This window comes from Streptosporangium sp. NPDC002524 (genome assembly GCF_040295985.1).
GTDB lineage: Bacteria > Actinomycetota > Actinomycetes > Streptosporangiales > Streptosporangiaceae > Streptosporangium.
In genome coordinates this window covers 500,991-520,912 of the sequence record NZ_JBEOWK010000002.1, presented here as the reverse complement: position 1 = coordinate 520,912, position 19,922 = coordinate 500,991, and the positions used below count along the sequence as shown (strand labels likewise).

Sequence of the window (19,922 nt, the reverse complement as noted above, 5' to 3'; positions counted from 1 at the left end):
TTAAGCACGCCGCCAGCGTTCGTCCTGAGCCAGGATCAAACTCTCCAAACAATGTCTGAACAGTTCCTCACCCAGCTGAAAGCACCCACAAAAGCAGGTGTCATCAACCAAAGGAATCCATCCCCCACCCAAAAACAGGTGGTAGGACGGGGTTGTGCTTCATGCACTGGCTTTTAACACACTGTTGAGTTCTCAAGAAACGGACGCGTACACCATCACCCCCACCCGGCCAACCAGCCGAGCAGAACTCCGGGGCGTTCCATTTCGTATTTAAACCGTACAGGCCTGTCAAGATTGTGTCAAATTGCTAGCTATCAGCCGTTTGTCACAAAACCTGCAAACTTGCTAGGATTCCCACCCGCCTCGCTTCCGAGGCGACCTCCTGAAGCTACCGTGTCATCCAGGCCACAGCGAATCAACCGATTTTCCGGTGACCTACGCGGAGTCCGAACGCTCAGGTGCGTTTCAGGTGGAGTGGCCCTGGGCCCGTCCGCCGATCGGCGTCCGGCTCGCTCCGGGGCATTGGAAAGATTATGCGCCCTTCGGAACATCGTCAAATCAGCCACGCTTGGCAAAACCGCAGGTCAGCGCAGTTCCTTAAGGAAACCAGGAGCGTTTGCTACCGGAATGTTACGTGGTGGGACAGCCGACGTCCCGGCCTGGGCCGGGACGTCAGATGCCCCGGCCCAGGCCGCTGACCTGGTGAAAGGCCAGGATGGCGCGAAAGCCCGGAACGACGCCGGCCACCGCCGGGCACTCGGGAACCGTGAAGAACCAAGAATCACTAAAAATCACGAGGAACCAGGAGCCATCAGAGCAGAGCGGTGCGCGGACGAGGACTCAGGGCCTGACGATCCCGAAGGATCAAGGATCGGAGTCTGACGATGGATCAGGGCGTGACGATCTCGACACCGCCGACGGAACGCTTGCCGCGGCGCAGCACCAGGAAGCGCCCGTGGAGCAGGTCATCGGCGGACGGCACGTACGCCTCGTCGGTGACCTTGACGTTGTTGAGGTAGGCGCCGCCCTCCTTCACCGCGCGGCGTGCCTCCGACTTCGACTTCACCAGGCCGCTCTCGGCGAGCAGGTCGACGAAGGACGCTCCCAGCGCGGGCACCTCCGCGCGCGGCACCTCGGCGAGGGCCTCCCCCAGCGTGCGCGCGGGCAGCTCCTCCAGGGAGCCCTGCCCGAACAGAGCCGCCGAGGCGGCGATCACCGCGGCGCACTCGTCGGCGCCGTGCAGCAGCGTGGTGAACTCCTCGGCGAGCGCCCGCTGCGCCTCGCGCCCGGCGGGCCGCTCGGCGGCCGCCTTCTCCAGCCCCTCGATCTCCTCACGGGACCGGAAGCTGTATATCTTGAGGAACTTCACCACGTCACGGTCGTCCGCGTTCAGCCAGAACTGGTAGAACGCGTACGGGGAGGTCATCTCCGGGTTGAGCCAGACCGCGCCGCCGGCCGTCTTGCCGAACTTGGTCCCGTCGGCCTTGGTGATCAGCGGCACGGTGAGGGCGTGCACGTGGCCGCCCGTCACCCGGCGGATGAGGTCGGTTCCCGCGGTGATGTTGCCCCACTGGTCGCTGCCGCCGATCTGGAGCGTGCAGCCGTGGCGCCTGTTCAGCTCCAGGTAGTCGTTGGCCTGCAGGATCTGGTAGCTGAACTCCGTGTAGCTGAGCCCTTCCCCGCCCAGCCTGGCCGAGACCGACTCGCGGGCGAGCATGCGGTTGACCGGGAAGTGCTTGCCGACGTCGCGCAGGAAGTCGATCGCGGACATGCCCTCGGTCCAGTCGAGGTTGCTGACGAGGATCCCGGCCTTCTCGTCGGAGAAGTCGAGGAACTTCTCCACCTGGACGCGGATCCGCGCCACCCATTCGGCCACGACGTCCGAGGAGTTGAGCGAGCGCTCGGTGCTCCGGCCGCTGGGGTCGCCGATCAGGCCCGTCGCGCCGCCCACCAGGCCGATGGCCCGATGGCCCGCCCGCTGGAGGCGGGTGAGGGTCAGCAGCGGGACCAGGTTGCCGACGTGCAGGGAGGGGGCTGTCGGGTCGAAGCCGCAATAGACCGTGATCGGACCCTCGGCCATCGCCGCGCGCAGGGCGTCGATGTCGGTGGACTGCGCGATCAGGCCGCGCCAGGCGAGGTCATCCAGAATGTCGGTCACGATCCTTGCTTTCCAATGCTCGAAGGGACATTTAGCGCTCTCGTACACCCTGCCCGATCACGGCACCCTCGCGCCACTCGAAACCCCCTCGCCCGCGAGGCGACCAGCGGGGGCGGCTGGCAAGGGGCGACCGGCGGGGAGGGAGGCGAGGGCGCCGGGGCGCACGCGGCCTACCGGCGGCGCGGGACGTGCGGGCGGTGCGGGGAGACCGTGGGATCACCGTCGATCCAGAAACGCCAAGGCGTCTCCTTTCCCGACGAGACCCCGGTGCGCGGCCCCGACAGGACGGACGGCGCCTTGGCCGGCTCGCCCTCGACCACGGAGAGTGATCCGGGGCCGCAGGCGTCGAGCCCGTTGTGCTCGCGGGTGAGGCCGAGCGCCACCGCCAGTCGTGCCGGCCCCCTGGCGAGATCGTTTTCCCTGACGGGACGGGCGCTTCCCGCGCTCCGGCGGGCCAGGGCGGTCTCGACACCGGAGATCACCTCTCCGGCCCGCAGCAGCACCCCGGAGCCGACCCCCTCGGGAAGGCAGGTGAGGTTGGCGCAGAAGTGCATGCCGTACGTGAAGTAGACGTACAGGTGGCCAGGTGGGCCGAACATCACCGCGTTGCGCGGTGTCCGGCCCCGGTAGGTGTGCGACGCGGGATCCTCGCCCGGCACCCCGTACGCCTCGGTCTCGGTGATCCGCAACGCGACCGGCCCGTGTACGAGCACCCGTCCCAGCAGGTCGGGGGCGACCTCGTGGGCGGGCCGGTCGAAGAAGTCGCGTGCCAGCGGCGTGGACGCGGCGGGCGGTCGCCCGCCGTCCTCGCCGTCCTCGTCAGCGGCCATCGCCCGGACCTCCCGCGGCCGAGCGACCACCACACGGATCGCCGGCGATCAAGCGGCCGTCCCCCAGACCTCCCGCGGCCGGACGACCACCACAAGGATCGCCGATGATCAAGCGGCCGTCCCCCGGCCCCCCTGCGACCGGACGACCGGCGCACGGATCCTCGGCGACCGGACGACCACCGTACAGATCACCGATGATCGAACGACCGGCTCCCAGGCCCCTGGCGGCCGAACGGCCGGCGCCGGGCATCAGCTTCCGCTCGCCCAGGCGGCCTGGGCGTCGACGATGTCGCGCAGCGCGATGAGCTGGTCACGGACCCGGTCGGGGGCCGTGCCGCCGTGCGCCTTGCGGGCGGCCAGCGCGCCGGGCACCGAGAGGACCTCGCGGGAGTCGGGCGTGAAGTGCGGCGATACCTTGGCCAGCTCCTCGTCGGTGAGCTCGCCGAAGTCCTTGTCGTTGACCTGGCACCAGACGACCAGGTGCCCGACCGCCTCGTGGGCCTCGCGGAAGGCGACGCCCCTGCGGACCAGCAGCTCGGCCAGGTCGGTGGCGAGCGCGAACCCGTCGGGGGCCGAGCTCTCCAGCTTGGCGGTGTTGACGCGCATGGTCGCGACGAGCCCGGCCATCGCGGGCAGGACGAGCAGCAGGCTGTCGACGGAGTCGAACACCGGCTCCTTGTCCTCCTGCAGGTCGCGGTTGTAGGTCAGCGGCAGGCCCTTGAGCGTCGTCAGCAGCGCCATGAGGTTGCCGATGAGGCGGCCGCTCTTGCCCCGGGCGAGCTCGGCCACGTCGGGGTTCTTCTTCTGCGGCATGATCGACGAGCCGGTGGAGTAGGCGTCGTCCATCTCGATCCAGCGGAACTCCTGCGAGGCCCACAGGACGATCTCCTCGCCCAGCCGCGACAGGTGCACGCCGATCATCGCCGCGTCGAACAGGAACTCGGCGGCGAAGTCGCGGTCGGCGACGGCGTCCATCGAGTTGGGCGCTGCGGAGTCGAAGCCGAGCTCCCCGGCCACGGCCCGCGGGTCGAGCGGCAGGGAGGATCCGGCCAGCGCCCCCGCGCCCAGCGGGGAGACGGCCGCGCGCCGGTCCCAGTCGCGCAGGCGGTCGATGTCGCGGGCGAAGGCGTGCACGTGCGCCAGGAGCTGGTGGCCGAACGAGACCGGCTGGGCGTGCTGCAGGTGGGTCATGCCGGGGGCCGCCGTCTCGGCGTGCTCCTCGGCCTGGCTCATCAGCGCGGTCTCCAGCTCCACCAGCCGGGACACGATGTGCCTGACGTGGTCGCGCAGGTAGAGCCGCAGGTCGGTGGCGACCTGGTCGTTTCGACTGCGCCCGGCCCGAAGCTTGCCGCCGAGTGTGCCGAGGCGCTCCAGCAGGCCGCGCTCCAGCGCGGTGTGGACGTCCTCGTCGGCGACGGTCGGCCGGAACTCGCCCTCCTTGCAGGCGCGCTCCAGGTCGTCCAGGGCGCCGATCATGCGCTCCAGCTCGTCGTCGCTCAGCAGGTTCGCGCGGTGCAGCACCCTGGCGTGCGCGCGCGAGGCCAGCAGGTCGTACGGCACCAGCCGCCAGTCGAAGTGGACGCTCACCGAGAGCCTGGTCAGCGCGTCGGCCGGACCTCCCTCGAACCGGCCGCCCCACAGCCGCATGGGCTTGCCACCATCAGTCACCGTTGTTCTCCCTCCCCATTCAATCCGCGACCTTAGCCCAATCGGCCCAGCCGGGCGTCCCGGGCCGAGGCAATCTTGGAGGGCAGGCTCCATAGCTCGACGAAGCCCTTGGCCAGGGACTGGTCGAAGGTGTCGCCGGTGTCGTAGGTGGCGAGGCCGAAGTCGTACAGCGACGCCTCGGAGCGGCGTCCTGTGACGGTGGCCCGGCCGCCGTGCAGGGTCATCCGGATCTCACCGGTGACGTGCTCCTGGGCCTCGGCGACGAAGGTGTCGAGGGCCTTCTTGAGCGGGGAGAACCACAGGCCGTCGTAGACGAGCTCGCCCCAGCGCTGGTCCACCGACCGCTTGAAGCGGGCGAGGTCGCGCTCGACGGTGACGTTCTCCAGCTCCATGTGGGCGGTGATCAGGGCGATGGCGCCGGGCGCCTCGTAGACCTCGCGGGACTTGATGCCGACGAGCCGGTCCTCGACCATGTCGAGGCGGCCGACGCCCTGGGCGCCCGCGCGGCGGTTGAGCTCCTCGATGACCTGGAACGGGGTGAGGTGGCGTCCGTCCAGCGCGACGGGGACGCCCTTGACGAAGCTGACGATGACCTCGTCCGCCTCACGCGGCTGCGCCGGGTCGGCGGTGTAGGCGTAGACGTCCTCGATCGGGCCGTTCCAGATGTCCTCCAGGAAGCCGGTCTCGACGGCCCTGCCCCAGATGTTCTGGTCGATGGAGTACGGGTTCTTCTTGGTGGTCTCGATCGGCAGGTTCTTCTCCTCGGCGTAGGCGATCGCCTTGTCGCGGGTCCACGCGTAGTCGCGGGCCGGGGCGATGACCTTGAGCTCGGGGTGCAGGGCGGCCAGTCCGGCCTCGAACCGGACCTGGTCGTTGCCCTTGCCGGTGCAGCCGTGCGAGACGTGGGTGCCGCCGAACTCCTTGGCAGCCGCGGCCAGGTGCTTGACGATCAGCGGCCGCGACAGGGCGGAGACCAGCGGGTAGCGGTCCATGTAGAGGGCGTTGGCCTGCAGCGCGGGCACGCAGAAGTCGGTGGCGAACTCCTCGCGGGCGTCGACGACGACGGACTCCACCGCGCCGCAGTCGATGGCGCGCTTGCGGATGGTCTCCATGTCCTCACCGCCCTGGCCGACGTCGACGGCGACGGCGACGACCTCGGCGCCGGTCTTCTCGGCGAGGAAGGGAATGGCGACGGAGGTGTCCAGGCCTCCGGAGAACGCGAGTACGACCCGATCGGTCATGATGGGTATCTCCAAGATCTTTGTTGGTCACAGGTGCCGGACGATGTCGTCACGGCTGTCGGATGTCGCCGTCACGGGCGCCGGATACAGCCGTCACAGCTGTCGGACGACCGCCGTCACAGGCGTCGGGTACAGCCGTCACAGGCGTCGGGTGCAGCCGTCACGGCTGTCGGATACCGCTGTTACGGGCGGGATGCCGCCGGGGATGGCCCGCGTGAGCGGGCTAGATACGTCGGTCGGCGTGCCGGAGCAGTCCTTCGGCGACCGCCGCCCCGCCCAGCGGGTCGCGGCTGATGACGAGGATCGTGTCGTCTCCCGCGACCGTGCCGAGGATGGACTCCCAGTCGGCGTGGTCGATGGCGGAGGCGAGGAACTGGGCGGCGCCCGGCGGGGTGCGGACGATGACCAGGTTGGCGGAGGCCTCGGCGGAGACGAGCAGCTCCTCCGCGAGCCTGCCGAGCCTCGCGGCCGGGGACTCGCCGGTGCCGAGCCTGGCGAGCCGTATCCGGCCGCCGCCCTCCCCGGGCAGGGCGTAGACCAGGGAGCCGTCCTCGGCGCGCAGCTTGAGCGCGCCGAGTTCATCCAGGTCGCGGGAGAGCGTGGCCTGGGTGACCTCGACCCCGCTCTCCAGCAGGAGCTTGGCCAGCTCGGGCTGGGACCTGACCGGCTGCCGCTGCAGCAGGTCGGTGATCCGCGCCTGGCGGGCGACCTTGGTCATCGGGATCGTCATGCGGGTCACCCGCCTCCGGACGCGTCGCCGCCGCGCGGGAAGCCGTACCCGCTGTCCCGGCCCGCGACCGCGACCAGCCAGTGCAGCAGGGCCTTCTGGGCGTGCAGCCGGTTCTCCGCCTGGTCCCACACCAGGCTCCGCGGGCCGTCGAGGACCTCCGCGGTGATCTCCAGGTCGCGGTAGGCGGGCAGGCAGTGCAGGACGACGGCGCCGGGCGCCGCCCGGCTCACCAGCGCGGCGTTGACCTGGTACGGCATGAGGTCGGCGATGCGCTGCTCCTTGCCCTCCTGTCCCATGGAGACCCAGGTGTCGGTGGCGAGCACGTCCGCGCCCGCGGCGGCCTCGGCCGGGTCGGCGAGGACGGCGACCGAGCCGCCGGTCTCCGCGGCGACCTCGGCCGCCCGCCGGAGGATCTCCGGGTCGGGCCGGTATCCGGCGGGGGCGGCGACCCGCACGTGCATGCCGGCGACGGCCCCGCCGAGCAGGTAGGAGTGGGCCATGTTGTTGGCCCCGTCGCCGAAGTAGGCGAGCGTGATCCCCGCGGTCCTGCCGAAGCGCTCCCTGACGGTCTGCAGGTCGGCGAGGATCTGGCAGGGGTGGAACTCGTCGGTGAGGGCGTTGACCACCGGCACCGAGGACGCCGAGGCCATCGCCTCGATCCGCTCCTGGCCGGAGGTGCGCCACACGATGGCGCCCACCTGGCGCTCCAGGACTCGGGCGGTGTCCTCGATCGACTCGCCCCGGCCCATCTGGGAGGACCCGGCGTCGAGGATCAGGGGGAGGCCGCCGAGCTCTCCGATGCCGACCGCGAAGGAGACGCGGGTGCGGGTGGAGTGCTTGTCGAAGAGGACGGCGACGGTCTGCGGCCCCTCGAAGGGCCGGTAGGCGTAGCGGTCCTTCTTCACGGCCTCGGCCAGGTCGAGCACCTGGGCCTGCTCCGCGGGCGAGAGGTCGTCGTCCTTCAGGAAGTGCCTGACGTGTGCCCGTCCGGCGTGGTTACTGGGCATCTGCGGCCTCGTCGAGGATCGCGGGGAGCGCGGCGACGAAGGTCGCCACCTGGGCCGAGGTGATCACCAGCGGGGGCGCGAGCCGTACCGCGTCGGGCTGGAGGGCGTTGACCAGGAAGCCCGCGCGCTGGGCGGCGGCCTGGACCTGGGCGGAGCGGGCGTCGGTCAGCACGACGGCCCGCCACAGGCCCCGGCCGCGGATCCCGGCGAGCAGCGGGTGGCCGATCGCGGCGACGCCCTCGGCGAGCTCGGCGCCGACGGTGCGGGCGCGCTCCAGCAGGCCGTCCCGGTCGATGGTGTCGAGCACGGCGAGCGCGGCGGCGGCCGAGACGGGGTTGCCGCCGAAGGTGGACCCGTGGTCGCCCTGGGCGAAGACGGTGCCCGCCGCGCCGAAGCCGACGCAGGCGCCGATCGGCATGCCGCCGCCGAGGCCCTTGGCCAGGGTGAGCACGTCGGGCACGACGCCCTCGTGCTGGTGGGCGAACCAGTGCCCGGTGCGGCCGATCGCCGACTGGATCTCGTCGGCGATCAGCAGCGCGCCGGTGGCGTCGCAGATCTCCCTGGCGGCCGTGAAGTAGCCCTCGGGCGGGGGGACGACCCCGGCCTCGCCCTGGGTGGGTTCGAGGAAGACCGCGGCGCACTCTCCGGTGACCGCGCTCTTGAGGGCGTCGGCGTCGCCGTACGGGACGAAGCGGACATCGATCGAGAACGGCCCGAACTGGTCGCGGATGGCGGGCTTGCCGGTGAGGGCGAGCGCGCCGAGGGTGCGGCCGTGGAAGCCGTTCTCCGCGGCCACGAAGTAGGTGCGGCCGTTCGCCTTGGCGTACTTGAGGGAGAGCTTCAGCGCGGCCTCGTTGGCCTCGGTCCCGGAGTTGCTGAGGAACACCCTGGCCGGGGCGCCGAGCAGGCCGAGCAGGCGCTCGGCGAGCAGCACCTCGGGCTCGTGCAGGAAGAGGTTGCTGGTGTGGGCGAGCGTGGCGACCTGCCGGGAGACGGCCTCCACCAGGGCGGGGTGGGCGTGGCCGAGCGAGCTGACCGCGATGCCGCCGATCAGGTCGAGGTACTCGCGGCCGTCGGCGTCCCAGACCCTCGCGCCCTCGCCGCGGGCCAGCGCCACCGGGGGCACGCCGTAGTTGGGCATGAAGGCGGCCTCGAAGCGCCTGGCGAGCGCCTCTCCTGCGGGGCTGTCCTGCGGGCTCACTGGTGGTTCTCCTTCAGCTGGGCGGGGGCCTCGGGCCGCCGCCTGACCGGCTCGGGCGCGGCGGCCGCCTCGGGGGCGTCCGGCAGCACCATGGTTCCTACGCCCTCGTCGGTGAAGACCTCCAGCAGCACCGAGTGGGGCACCCTGCCGTCGAGCACGTGGGCCCGTGGCACGCCGCCCTGGACGGCGGTCAGGCACGCCTCCATCTTGGGGATCATGCCGCTGGACAGTCCCGGCAGGAGTTTCTCCAGCTCGGTGGCCGACAGCTGTTCGATGATCTCGTTCTCGTCGGCGTCGGGGCGCCAGTCGCGGTACAGGCCCTCGACGTCGGTCAGGATGATCAGCTTGGACGCGTCGAGCGCCACGGCGAGCGCGGCGGCGGCGGTGTCGGCGTTGACGTTGTAGACGGTGCCGTCCTCGCTGCGCGCGATGGAGGAGACCACCGGGATCCGCCCGTCGTCCAGCAGGGCCCGCACGGCTCCGGCCTCGACCCTGACGATGTCGCCGACCTGGCCGATGTCGACGCCGACGCCGTCGACGAGGGCGTGCTTGCGTACGGCGGTGAACAGGTGGGCGTCCTCGCCGGACATGCCGATCGCGAACGGCCCGTGCCGGTTGATCTGGCCGACCACGTCGCGGTTGACCTGGCCGACGAGGACCATCCTGACGACCTGCATGGCCTCGGGGGTGGTGACCCTGAGCCCGGCGGTGAAGGTGGACTCGATGCCGAGCAGGTCGAGCTGGGCGTTGATCTGCGGTCCTCCCCCGTGCACGATCACCGGCTTGAGCCCGGCATAGCGCAGGAAGACGACGTCGGCGGCGAACTTCTCGCGCAGGTGCTCCTCGGTCATCGCGTGGCCGCCGTACTTGATGACGACGGTCGCGCCGTGGAAGCTCGCGAGCCAGGGCAGCGCCTCGATCAGCGTGGCGGCCTTCTTCAGGGCCTCGGCCCGTCTCGTCTCAGCGCGTCTCATGAGGAGTACGCCGAGTTCTCGTGGACGTACACCGTGGTGAGGTCGGTGGTGTGGATCGTCGCCGAGTGCGGTCCCGCCGACAGGTCGATGATGATCGTCACCTCGCGCGGGGTGAGGTCGACCTTGGAGCGGTCGTCGCCCACGGCGCCGCCCCGGCAGATCCAGATGCCGTTCATGGCCACGTTGAGCCGGTCGGGCTCGAAGACGGCGTCGGTGGTGCCGACGGCCGACAGCACCCGGCCCCAGTTGGGGTCCTCACCGTACATGGCGCACTTGAAGAGGTTGGAACGGGCGACGGCTCGGCCGACGGTGACCGCGTCGTCCTCGGAGGCGGCGCCGACGACCTCGATGGCGATCGCCTTGGAGGCGCCCTCGGCGTCCAGCAGCAGCTGGCGGGCGAGGTCGGCGCAGACCGCGAGGAGGACCTGCTCGAACTCGGCGAGGTCGGGGACGACTCCGGAGGCGCCGCTGGCCAGCAGCAGCACGGTGTCGTTGGTGGACATGCAGCCGTCGGCGTCGAGCCGGTCGAAGGTGACCCGCGTCACCTTGCGGAGCACCGCGTCGAGCTGGTCGGCGGGCAGGTCGGCGTCGGTGGTGATCACCGACAGCATGGTGGCGAGGCCGGGGGCGAGCATGCCCGCGCCCTTGGCCATGCCGCCGACCATGTAGCCGCCCGCGCCCTTCCTGAAGGAGATCTTCGAGACGGTGTCGGTGGTGCGGATGGCGTCGGCGGCGGCGAGGCCGCCGTCCCTGGCGAGCTGGGAGACCGCGAGGTCGACCCCGGCCAGCAGCGGGTCCATCGGCAGCCGCTCGCCGATCAGCCCGGTGGAGCAGACCGCGACCTCCCCGGCCGAGTCTCCGAGGGCTTCGGCCACCTTCTCCGCGGTGGCGTGGGTGTCCTGGAAGCCGAGCGGCCCGTTGCAGGCGTTGGCGCCGCCGGAGTTGAGGACGACGGCGTGGACCCGGCCCCCGGCCAGCACCTGCGCGGACCACAGGACCGGCGCGGCCTTCACCCGGTTGCTGGTGAAGACCCCGGCGGCGGCGCGCGAGGGACCGTCGTTGACGATCAGCGCTAGGTCGCGCTCGGCGCTGGACTTGATCCCGGCGGCGACACCCGCCGCGCGGAAGCCGAGAGGGGCGGTCACGCTCATGGGGCGACTCCGTTGAGAGGAAGGCCGAGCTCTTCCGGCAGGCCGAGGGCGAGGTTGGCGCTCTGGATCGCGCCGCCGGCCGTGCCCTTGGTGAGGTTGTCGATGGCGACGACGGCGACGACGCGGCCCGCGCGCTCGTCCAGGGCGACCTGGAGGGCGGCGGTGTTGGCGCCGAGGGTCATCGAGGTCGCGGGCCACTGGCCCTCGGGGAGCAGCCGCAGGAACGGCTCGTCCTTGGTGGCGACCTCGTAGGCCTCGCGCAGGACCGCCTGGGTGAGGCCGGGCCTGGCGGGGGCGGTGCAGGTGGCGAGGATGCCGCGGCTCATCGGCACGAGCACGGGGGTGAAGGAGACGGTGACCGGCCCGCCCGCCAGCGGGGAGAGGTTCTGCTCCATCTCGGGGGTGTGGCGGTGGACGCCGCCGACGCCGTACGCGCTGGCGGAGCCCATCACCTCGCTGCCCAGGAGGTTCGGCTTGGGCGCCCTGCCCGCCCCGCTGGTGCCGCTGGCGGCGACCACCACCACGTCGGGCTCGACGAGACCGGCGGCGAAGGCGGGGAACATGGCCAGGGTGACGGCCGTCGGGTAGCACCCCGGCACGGCGATCCTGCGGGTGGCGCGCAGCTCCTCGCGCCGCCCCGGCAGCTCGGGCAGCCCGTACGGCCAGGTGCCCGCGTGGGCGCCGCCGTAGAAGTGCTCCCAGGCGGCGGGGTCGGCGAGCCGGAAGTCGGCGCCGCAGTCGACCACGAGGACGCCGTCGCCGAGCTGCTCGGCGACGGCGGCCGACTGGCCGTGCGGCAGGGCGAGGAAGACGAGGTCGTGGCCGCCGAGGGTCTCGGCGCTGGTCTCCTGCAGGATCCTCCCGGCCAGCGGGGCCAGGTGTGGCTGGTGGGCCCCGAGGGCGGTGCCCGCGCTCGACGCCGCCGTCAGCGCGCCGATCTCGATGCCGGGGTGGGACAGCAGCAGGCGCAGGAGCTCACCTCCGGCGTAGCCGCTGGCACCCGCGATCGCCGCTCTCATCCGTCCCCCCGTTGTCTGCATGCTTATGCATTGTTGCTCATGGACTTACTAGAAAGATTATGCATCGCGGAGGATTGCCATGCAAGCCGATAAGACGCGGGCCCGGCTGTCCAGAAGTACATCACGCGGCGGAAAAACCATGAAGACCATGCTTTATCGGCTCGTGAACAGGGGCACGATCGGCTCGCGAACGAGGACACGAGACCATCGGTCATGTTTCGGCACTGTTGCGCGTACCTACCGGTCGGTATCGTGACGGTTCCGGCCCCTCCACCTCCGGGAGTACGAACGCATGACTGTCACCCACGCCCAGGTCCAGGCCCAGCTCACCGCCCCGGGGCAGCTTTTCGAGACGGAAGAGGTCCTCAGCCACGGCGGGACCGTCAGAACCTGGAAGCACGCGCCCCGCGACTTCCGGGCCCTCCTGGAGACGAGCAGGTTCCACGGGGACAAGGTCTTCCTCACCTACGAGGACGAGCGCATCACCTACGAGGAGCACTTCCGGCGGGCCGCCACGCTCGCGCGGCGGCTGGTGGACGAGTACGGCGTGGTCAAGGGCGACCGGGTGGCGATCGTCATGCGCAACTATCCCGAGTGGGTGATCGCCTTCTCGGCCGCGCTGGCCGCCGGGGCGATAGCCGTGCCGCTCAACGCGTGGTGGACGCCGCAGGAGCTGGAGTACGGGCTGTCGGACTCGGGGGCCAAGGTGCTGATCGCCGACGGCGAGCGGGCGGCCGGGCTCGCGGACCTGGCCCCGGCGCTGATCGTGACCCGGGGGGAGACGCCCGCGGGCGCCCGTTCCTTCGCGGACGTGCTGGGCGAGGTGGAGGCGGACGTGACGCTGCCCCCGGTCGAACTCTCCCCCGAGGACCCCGCGACGATCTTCTACACCTCCGGCACCACGGGCCGCCCCAAGGGCGCGCTCGGCAGCCACCGCAACCTCGGCCAGTCGCCGATGACCGTCGCCTACGGCCTGTACCGCGCCGTGATCAAGGCGGGCAAGGACCCGGGCGACGCGGCCGGGCAGCGCCGCGTCACCCTGCTCACCGTGCCGCTCTTCCACGTCACCGGCTGCTTCGCGGTGATGACCACCACCATGTTCACCGGCGGCGGCCTGGTGCTGATGTACAAGTGGGACCCGGGCCGCGCGCTGGAGCTGATCGAGCGCGAGAGGATCACCGGGCTCACCGGCGTGCCCACCAACGTGTGGCAGCTCCTGTCCCACCCCGACCTGGACAAGTACGACATCTCCAGCCTCAGCGGCCTCGGGTACGGCGGCGCCCCCGCCCCGCCGAAGCTGCTGGAGCGCATCACCGAGCAGCTGCCCAACCGCGCCCCCTCCAACGGGTACGGCATGACCGAGACCACCGCCCTCGCCATCAGCAACGCCGGGGCCGACTACCTGGCCAAGCCCGACAGCATCGGCCTGCCGATGGCCGTGGTCGAGGTGAAGATCGCCGACCCCCTCGGCGGCGAGCTGCCCGCAGGCACGGTCGGCGAGCTCTGCCTGCGCGGCCCGAACGTCATCCTGGGCTACTGGAACCGGCCCGAGGCCACCGCGGAGACCTTCGTCGGCGGCTGGCTGCACACCGGCGACCTGGCCAGGGTGGACGAGGACGGGTTCGTGTTCATCGTGGACCGGGCCAAGGACATGGTCATCCGCGGTGGCGAGAACGTCTACTGCGCCGAGGTCGAGGCCGCCCTGTTCGAGCACCCGGCGGTCGAGGACGCCGCGGTGATCGGGATCCCCCACGACGAGCTGGGCGAGGAGGTCGGCGCGGTGGTCCGGCTGTCGTCCCCGGTCACCGACGAGGAGCTGCGGGCCTTCCTGAGCGAGCGGATCGCCCACTTCAAGGTGCCGGTCAGGTTCTGGGCACGCGAGACGGAACTTCCCCGCAACCCCGGCGGCAAGATCCTCAAGACCCGGCTGCGCCAGGAGGTCCTGGGCCCCTGAGGCCCGCGGACGACACTCCCCGACTCGTCCCCTCGCGTCCCCGTCGCCGTGGCCGCCACCGTCGTCGTCATCGCCGCCGGAGAACGTCACCCCTCCCGGTCGCCCCGTCACCCGTCTCCCGCGGGCGTCCGGCGCCGGGAGGGTCTCTTCACGCCGGACGCCCGCGACGAGCTGCCGGTGACGTGCCGGTGACCTGCCGGAAAATGATTTGCCTTCACGTAGATCACCATCGAAACTAGCTGTTCGTGCCGGAAAACGCCGATCGACCGATCAAGACCCTGCTCCGCCGTCTGGCGATGGATCTCAGCCCCCTCCGTGACTCGCGCGACTTCCGGCTGCTCTTCGGCTCCGGCGTCATCACGATGTTCGGCACCTTCCTGACGCTGGTCGCGGTGCCGCTGCAGATGAAGGAGCTCACCGGCTCCTACCTGGCGGTCGGCCTGGTCAGCGTGGCCGAGTTCGTCCCGATGGTGGTGTGCGGGCTCTGGGGCGGTGCGATCGCCGACGCCCTCGACCGGCGCAAGATCATTCTTCTCACCGAGGTGGGTCTCTGCGTCACGGTCGCGATCCTGACCGTCAACGCGCTGCTGCCGAACCCGCAGGTCTGGGTGCTGTACGTGGTCGGCGCCCTCTCGGCCGGCCTGGGCAGCCTGCAGCGGCCCAGCCTGGAGTCGCTGATGCCGCGCGTGGTCAGGCACGACCAGCTGACCGCGGCCGCCGCCCTCGGCGCCTTCCGGTGGAACCTGGGCGCCATCGTCGCCCCGGGCCTCAGCGGCCTGATCGCGGCCTGGTTCGGCGTCGCCGTCGCGTACGGCATCAACGTGGTGACCTTCCTGGCGTCCCTGGTCCTGCTCTGGATGGTCCGGGCCCAGCCGCGCCCGGAGGACACCCAGGCGGCCTCGATCAGGTCCCTGGTCGAGGGGGTCCGCTACGCCGTGGGCCGTCCTGACCTGATGGGCACCTACCTGGTCGACATCGCCGCGATGATCTTCGCGTTCTCCACCGCGCTGTATCCGTTCCTCGCCGACGAACTGGGCGCCCACGAGGCCCTGGGGCTCTTCTACTCCGCCTCGGCCATCGGCTCGCTGATCGCCTCGGTCACCTCCGGCTGGACCGCGCACGTGCACCGGCACGGCCTCGGCGTGATCATCTCTGCGGCCGTGTGGGGGGTGGCGGTGGCGCTGGCCGCGCTGATGCCCAGCGTCTGGGGCATCTTCGCCTTCCTCGCCGTGGCCGGGGCCGCCGACATGATCAGCGGCGTCTTCCGCTCGACCATCTGGAACCAGACCATCCCCGACGAGTTCCGCGGCCGCCTGGCGGGCATCGAGCTGCTCTCGTACACCAGCGGCCCGATGCTCGGCAACGCCAGGGCCGGTCTGATGGCCGGCATCGGCGGCACCCGCTTCTCCCTGGGCGTCGGCGGCCTGCTGTGCGTCGGCGCGGTGGCCGCGATGGCCGCCCTGCTACCGAACTTCCGCACCTACGACGCCCGCGTCGACGAGCACGCGATCAGGGAGCGCGCCCGCCGCGAGCAGGCCGCCCGCGCCTGACACGGGCACCGGCAACCCCCCTCACGGATTCGACGTTGACATCGACCTGACGAGGATCGACCGGCTCTAGGGTCCGGCCCCGGGGGGCAGCGCTCACCACCGCCCGGGGCGGGCTCCGGCCGCACCGCCCGGGCATCCCCCGCTCACCGCTCCACCCGGACGTTCCGCCGCCCGCGGCGAACTTCCCCGCTCTGCCCGACCGTCACGGGCTCACCTCTCCGCGCGAGAGTCCGCCGGACGAGGCCGCGTCTCACCCGCTCTCGCGCCAGCCCTCGTACTCCTCGGCCAGCGCCTCCAGGCGGGCCACGCCCTCCGGAGGCAGCGCGCCGGAGGGGTCCTCGACCACCACGAGCCACTGGGCGTCCTCGGCGTCGTCCTCGCCCGCGAGGGTCTCCCTGACCACCGCGGGCACGCCGACCAGCGGGAACTCCCCGGCCACGGTCTCGGCGACCTCCTCGGCGTCGTCGCGCTCGGCGAACACCAGCAGATGCCTCATCGCCCCCTCCCGGGGAAAGGCGCTCCTTCGCCCCGGGCGGACGGCCCGCCCCGAGCGACCGGCGGGTACGTCATCGTCGCCTCCTGAAGGGGAATCCACCCGGACCGCGAACCTCCCGGCCGTCCGTACCGCGACATTCCGGCCCGGTACGGCGAAAAGGGGCCCGGGACACGCCCCGGGCCCCTCGTGAACCGGTCAGACGCCGCGCAGCCGCGCCCCGGTGCGCTCCCCGGCCAGGGCCACGGCCGCGTCGCGGGCCGCGGTGGTCTCCTCCACGGTGAGCGTCCGGTCGGGCGCCCGGAAGCGCAGCGAGTAGGCGAGGGACTTCTTGCCCTCGCCCGCCTGGGCCCCGGTGTAGACGTCGAACAGCCGGATCGACTCCAGCAGCGGGCCCGCGCCCTCGCGCAGCGCCGCCTCCACGGCGGCCACCGGGGTCGCCGCGTCGACGATGAGCGCGACGTCCTGGCCCGCGACGGGGTACGCGGAGATCGCCGGGGCCTGCGGCGGACCCGCGGCCAGCGGCTCCAGCCGGGTCAGCTCCAGCTCCATCGCGCAGGTGCGCGGCGGCAGGCCGTAGGCCTCGACGACGCGCGGGTGCAGCTCACCGGCGTGGCCGACGAGCACGTCACCGGCGTACAGCGCGGCGCAGCGGCCCGGGTGCCAGGGCTCGTGCCGGTCGGCGCGGACGTCGAGGGTGACCCCGGCCTCGGCGGCCACCACCCGGGCCGCCTCGACGGCGTCCGCCCAGCCGGCCGCGCGCCCCCTGCCCCACCAGCCGGACGGCTCGAACTCCCCGGCCAGCACCGCCCCGACCCGGAGCGGCTGGGCGGGCAGCGCGGACTCGATCGAGGCGAGCTCCTCCGCGGTCGGCCTGCGGTCGACGCCCAGCACGGGGGCGACGGCGGGCGCGCCGGAGGAGGGCCGGTAGACCAGGCCCGCCTCGAAGAGCGCCACGTCGCCGAAGCCCCGGCCCACGTTGCGGACCAGCGTCTTGAGCAGGCCGGGCAGCAGGGTCGTCCGCATCAGCGGCTCGTCCTCGCTGAGCGGGTTGGCCAGCCGTACGGCCAGGCGGCGCGCGTCACCGGCGGGCAGCTGCAGGTTGTCGAAGTCGCGCTCCCCGTTGAACGGGTAGGCGAGGATCTCGACGTAGCCCGCGGCGGCGAGGGCGCGGCCGACCCGGCGGCGCAGGCGCTGGCTCTCGCTGAGACCGGCGCCCGCGGGGGCGGCGGGCAGGATCGAGGGCAGGTTCTCGTAGCCCTCCAGCCTGATGACCTCCTCGGCGAGGTCGTTCGGGTCGGTCAGGTCGGGCCGCCAGGTGGGCGGGGTGACCGCCAGCATGTCGTCACCGGTGACCGCGAGCCTCGCGGCGATCCCGGCGGAGGCGGCGTCGCCGGTGGCCGCGGTGCCGCCGGCCGTGCCGCCCGTCACCGGGCCGGTCCCGGCGGTGGCGCTCTCGGTGGTGCTCTCGACCGTGCAGCCGACCTGCTCCAGGCGGCGGATCACCGTCTCACGGTCGTAGGCGGTGCCCGCGACCCGGCCGGGGTAGTCGCTCGGGACGGCGACGCGGACCGGCTCGACCGCCACCTCGGCGTGGGTGACGCCCGGCTGGATCGTGCCGCCGCCGAGCTCGGCCAGCAGCCGGGCCGCGCGCCAGGAGGCGTACAGCGGCAGCTCCCTGTCGACGCCGCGCTCGAAGCGCTTGGAGGCCTCGCTGACCAGGTTGTGCCGGCGCGACATGCGGGCGGTGCCGCTGGCGGAGAAGTGGGCCGCCTCGATCACGATGTCGGCGGAGGCGTCGGAGATCTCGGTGTGCAGGCCGCCCATGGTGCCGGCCATCGAGATCGCGCCCGACCCGTCGGTGATCAGGATGTCGTCGGGGTGGAGCTTGCGGACCACGTGGTCGAGCGTCTCCAGCGTCTCGCCCGGCTCGGCCCTGCGTACCACGATCTCGCCGGTCAGCCTGGCCGCGTCGAAGGCGTGCAGCGGCTGGCCGAGCTCCAGCATGACGTAGTTGGTGACGTCGACGGCGAGGGAGACCGGGCGCATGCCGGCCCGCGACAGCCGCGCGCGCATCCACAGCGGGCTCGGCGCGGACGGGTCGAACCCGCGGATCTCGCGGAGCACGAAGCGGTCGCAGGCCGTCGGGTCGGCGATCGAGGCCGGGTAGGACGGACCGTCCTCGGCGGGCGGGGAGACGTCGGCGGGGTCGGCGAACGCCGAGTCGAAGGCGGTCGCGGCCTCGCGGGCCACCCCCCGGATGGAGAGGGCGTAACCGATGTCGGGGGTGATCTCCAGCTCGATCACGTCGTCACGCAGGCCGAGCAGCTCGACCACGTCCGCGCCGATCGGGGTGCCCGCGGGCAGCACGAGGATGCCGGGCGAGGAGTCGGCCACGCCGAGCTCCGCCTCCGAGCAGATCATGCCGTCGGACAGCCGCCCGTAGGTCTTGCGCGAGGCGATCTCGAATCCGCCGGGCAGCACGGCGCCGGGCAGCGCGACCGGGACGCGGTCACCGGCCTCGAAGTTGGTCGCGCCGCAGACGATCTCGCGCGGCGCGGCCTCCCCCACCTCGACCTGGCAGTGCCGGATGGGCTTCTTGAACCCCTCCAGCGTCTCGATGGAGATCACCTCGCCCACGACGACGTTCTTGATGTCGTGGCCGTAGGAGATGACGGACTCGAGCTTGAGCCCGGCGGCGGTGAGCTTCTCGGCGATCTCGTGCGCCGTGACGGCGGGGAGATCGACGTACTCCCGCAGCCATGAAAGCGGGACCTTCATCAGACCTCCATTCCGAACGGAAGGGTGAAGCGGACGTCTCCCTCGACCATGTCGCGCATGTCCTCGGCGTTGTGGCGGAACATCAGGGTGCGCTCGACGCCCATGCCGAAGGCGAAGCCGCTGTAGCGGGCGGGGTCGACGCCGCAGGCGATGAGCACCCTCGGGTTGACCATGCCGCAGCCGCCCCACTCGATCCAGCCCTCCGACCTGCAGGTGCGGCAGGGCGGGTTGCCGGGCACCGCGGAGGCGCCCCGGCAGACGAAGCACTTCAGGTCCATCTCGGCGGAGGGCTCGGTGAACGGGAAGTAGTTGGGGCGGAACCGGGTGGTGATGCCCTCGCCGAACATGACCTCGGCGAACCGGTCGAGGGTGCCCTTGAGGTGGGCCATGGTCAGGCCCTCGTCGATCGCCAGGCCCTCGACCTGGTGGAAGACCGGGGTGTGGGTGGCGTCGAGCTCGTCGGTGCGGAACACCTTGCCCGGCGAGATCACGTAGACCGGGAGCTCCCTGCCGAGCAGTGCCCGGATCTGGACGGGAGAGGTCTGGGTGCGCAGCACCTTGCCGGAGTCGACCGACTCCACGAAGAAGGTGTCGTGCTCCGAGCGCGCCGGGTGGTCGGCGGAGATGTTCAGCGCGTCGAAGTTGAACCACTCCCCCTCCAGCTCGGGGCCCTCCGCCACCTCGTAGCCCATCGCGACGAAGGCGTCGGCGATGCGCTCCTGGAGGGTGGTCAGCGGGTGCCTGGCGCCTCGGGACGCGCGGGCGGAGGGCAGCGTGACGTCGACGGTCTCCTCGACGAGGACCCGCTCGTCACGCTCGGCCTCCAGCTGCGCCTGCCGCTCGGCGAGGGCGTCGGCGACCGCCTTGCGGGCGCCGCCGATGCGCTTGCCCGCCTCGGAGCGGGCCGCCGGGGGCAGCGCGCCGATCTCGCGGTTGGCCAGGGCGATCGGTGAGCGGTCACCGGCGTGCGCGAGGCGCACCTGCTTGAGTTCTTCGAGGTCGCGCGCCGCCTTGACGGCGTCGAGCGCTTCGGCCCGCATGCGCGCCATCTCGTCGGCGTGCAGCGGGGTCACCTCGACCGGGTCGTAGTTTGACAAGAGAGAGCTCCGAATCCAGGGCTTGAGCGGCCATGAGTCTAGTCGGATGAGCCCACCGGGCCGACATT

Annotated in this window: 15 protein-coding genes; 2 read left to right on the top strand and 13 right to left on the bottom strand. The window is 71.7% G+C overall.

Annotated elements, in window-relative coordinates; all coding sequences use genetic code 11:
- Nucleotides 1–889: 889 nt before the first annotated feature.
- From tyrS to argC, 10 genes are all read right to left on the bottom strand, one after another.
- Nucleotides 890–2,158 (bottom strand): tyrosine--tRNA ligase, encoded by a 1,269-nt coding sequence (gene tyrS, locus ABT053_RS04870; RefSeq protein ID WP_350967523.1) that lies wholly within the window; start codon nucleotides 2,156–2,158, stop codon nucleotides 890–892.
- Nucleotides 2,159–2,328: 170 nt separating this feature from the next.
- Nucleotides 2,329–2,988: a DNA-3-methyladenine glycosylase gene (locus ABT053_RS04865; protein WP_350967522.1), complete on the bottom strand. Its 660-nt coding sequence runs from the start codon at nucleotides 2,986–2,988 to the stop codon at nucleotides 2,329–2,331.
- A gap of 249 nt (nucleotides 2,989–3,237) precedes the next feature.
- Complete coding sequence (gene argH, locus ABT053_RS04860) at nucleotides 3,238–4,656, bottom strand: argininosuccinate lyase (protein WP_350967521.1); 1,419 nt, start codon at nucleotides 4,654–4,656, stop codon at nucleotides 3,238–3,240.
- 32 nt (nucleotides 4,657–4,688) lie between these two features.
- Nucleotides 4,689–5,897 (bottom strand): argininosuccinate synthase, encoded by a 1,209-nt coding sequence (locus ABT053_RS04855; protein ID WP_350967520.1) that lies wholly within the window; start codon nucleotides 5,895–5,897, stop codon nucleotides 4,689–4,691.
- A 223-nt stretch (nucleotides 5,898–6,120) separates the two neighbouring features.
- Nucleotides 6,121–6,627, bottom strand: a complete 507-nt coding sequence (locus tag ABT053_RS04850; protein WP_350967519.1) for an arginine repressor — start codon at nucleotides 6,625–6,627, stop codon at nucleotides 6,121–6,123.
- Nucleotides 6,628–6,632: 5 nt separating this feature from the next.
- A complete protein-coding gene (gene argF, locus ABT053_RS04845) occupies nucleotides 6,633–7,634 on the bottom strand; it encodes an ornithine carbamoyltransferase (RefSeq protein WP_350967517.1) in 1,002 nt (333 codons plus the stop codon).
- The gene (locus ABT053_RS04840; RefSeq protein WP_350967538.1) at nucleotides 7,624–8,775 is read right to left on the bottom strand and encodes an acetylornithine transaminase; all 1,152 of its coding nucleotides are present in this window, start codon (nucleotides 8,773–8,775) and stop codon (nucleotides 7,624–7,626) included. The genes argF and ABT053_RS04840 overlap by 11 nt, the downstream gene beginning before the upstream one ends.
- 56 nt (nucleotides 8,776–8,831) lie before the next feature.
- Nucleotides 8,832–9,809 (bottom strand): acetylglutamate kinase, encoded by a 978-nt coding sequence (gene argB / locus ABT053_RS04835; protein WP_350967516.1) that lies wholly within the window; start codon nucleotides 9,807–9,809, stop codon nucleotides 8,832–8,834.
- Nucleotides 9,806–10,960: a bifunctional glutamate N-acetyltransferase/amino-acid acetyltransferase ArgJ gene (argJ, locus tag ABT053_RS04830; protein ID WP_350967515.1), complete on the bottom strand. Its 1,155-nt coding sequence runs from the start codon at nucleotides 10,958–10,960 to the stop codon at nucleotides 9,806–9,808. The genes argB and argJ overlap by 4 nt, the downstream gene beginning before the upstream one ends.
- Nucleotides 10,957–11,979 (bottom strand): N-acetyl-gamma-glutamyl-phosphate reductase, encoded by a 1,023-nt coding sequence (gene argC, locus ABT053_RS04825; RefSeq protein ID WP_350967537.1) that lies wholly within the window; start codon nucleotides 11,977–11,979, stop codon nucleotides 10,957–10,959. The genes argJ and argC overlap by 4 nt, the downstream gene beginning before the upstream one ends.
- Before the next feature lie 292 nt (nucleotides 11,980–12,271).
- Between argC and ABT053_RS04820 the strand changes: the two genes are divergently transcribed.
- Nucleotides 12,272–13,933 carry a class I adenylate-forming enzyme family protein gene (locus ABT053_RS04820; RefSeq protein WP_350967514.1) on the top strand — a complete coding sequence of 554 codons (1,662 nt, stop codon included), beginning with the start codon at nucleotides 12,272–12,274 and terminating at the stop codon, nucleotides 13,931–13,933.
- Between the two features lie 245 nt (nucleotides 13,934–14,178).
- Nucleotides 14,179–15,483 (top strand): MFS transporter, encoded by a 1,305-nt coding sequence (locus tag ABT053_RS04815; RefSeq protein WP_350967513.1) that lies wholly within the window; start codon nucleotides 14,179–14,181, stop codon nucleotides 15,481–15,483.
- A gap of 250 nt (nucleotides 15,484–15,733) precedes the next feature.
- On the opposite strand, the gene ABT053_RS04810 is transcribed toward ABT053_RS04815, so the two are convergent.
- The 3 genes from ABT053_RS04810 to pheS all read right to left on the bottom strand — a co-directional run bounded on the left by ABT053_RS04810 (nucleotide 15,734) and on the right by pheS (nucleotide 19,806).
- A complete protein-coding gene (locus ABT053_RS04810; protein ID WP_350967512.1) occupies nucleotides 15,734–15,979 on the bottom strand; it encodes a hypothetical protein in 246 nt (81 codons plus the stop codon).
- A gap of 195 nt (nucleotides 15,980–16,174) precedes the next feature.
- Nucleotides 16,175–18,757 (bottom strand): phenylalanine--tRNA ligase subunit beta, encoded by a 2,583-nt coding sequence (locus ABT053_RS04805; RefSeq protein ID WP_350967511.1) that lies wholly within the window; start codon nucleotides 18,755–18,757, stop codon nucleotides 16,175–16,177.
- Nucleotides 18,757–19,806, bottom strand: coding sequence for a phenylalanine--tRNA ligase subunit alpha (gene pheS, locus ABT053_RS04800; protein ID WP_350967536.1), 1,050 nt, complete (start codon nucleotides 19,804–19,806; stop codon nucleotides 18,757–18,759). Before pheS ends, ABT053_RS04805 begins: the two co-directional genes overlap by 1 nt.
- Between the last annotated feature and the right edge of the window lie 116 nt (nucleotides 19,807–19,922).

Excerpts from the sequence above, each read along its gene's own strand:
- ABT053_RS04850 (WP_350967519.1), bottom strand. The coding sequence starts at position 6,627 with ATGACGATCCCGATGACCAAGGTCGCCCGCCAGGCGCGGATCACCGAC.
- ABT053_RS04805 (WP_350967511.1), bottom strand. The coding sequence starts at position 18,757 with ATGAAGGTCCCGCTTTCATGGCTGCGGGAGTACGTCGATCTCCCCGCC.
- ABT053_RS04810 (WP_350967512.1), bottom strand. The coding sequence starts at position 15,979 with ATGAGGCATCTGCTGGTGTTCGCCGAGCGCGACGACGCCGAGGAGGTC.
- argF (WP_350967517.1), bottom strand. The coding sequence starts at position 7,634 with ATGCCCAGTAACCACGCCGGACGGGCACACGTCAGGCACTTCCTGAAG.
- pheS (WP_350967536.1), bottom strand. The coding sequence starts at position 19,806 with ATGGCGCGCATGCGGGCCGAAGCGCTCGACGCCGTCAAGGCGGCGCGC.
- argB (WP_350967516.1), bottom strand. The coding sequence starts at position 9,809 with ATGAGACGCGCTGAGACGAGACGGGCCGAGGCCCTGAAGAAGGCCGCC.
- ABT053_RS04840 (WP_350967538.1), bottom strand. The coding sequence starts at position 8,775 with ATGCCCAACTACGGCGTGCCCCCGGTGGCGCTGGCCCGCGGCGAGGGC.
- ABT053_RS04820 (WP_350967514.1), top strand. The coding sequence starts at position 12,272 with ATGACTGTCACCCACGCCCAGGTCCAGGCCCAGCTCACCGCCCCGGGG.
- argJ (WP_350967515.1), bottom strand. The coding sequence starts at position 10,960 with ATGAGCGTGACCGCCCCTCTCGGCTTCCGCGCGGCGGGTGTCGCCGCC.
- ABT053_RS04855 (WP_350967520.1), bottom strand. The coding sequence starts at position 5,897 with ATGACCGATCGGGTCGTACTCGCGTTCTCCGGAGGCCTGGACACCTCC.
- ABT053_RS04865 (WP_350967522.1), bottom strand. The coding sequence starts at position 2,988 with ATGGCCGCTGACGAGGACGGCGAGGACGGCGGGCGACCGCCCGCCGCG.
- argC (WP_350967537.1), bottom strand. The coding sequence starts at position 11,979 with ATGAGAGCGGCGATCGCGGGTGCCAGCGGCTACGCCGGAGGTGAGCTC.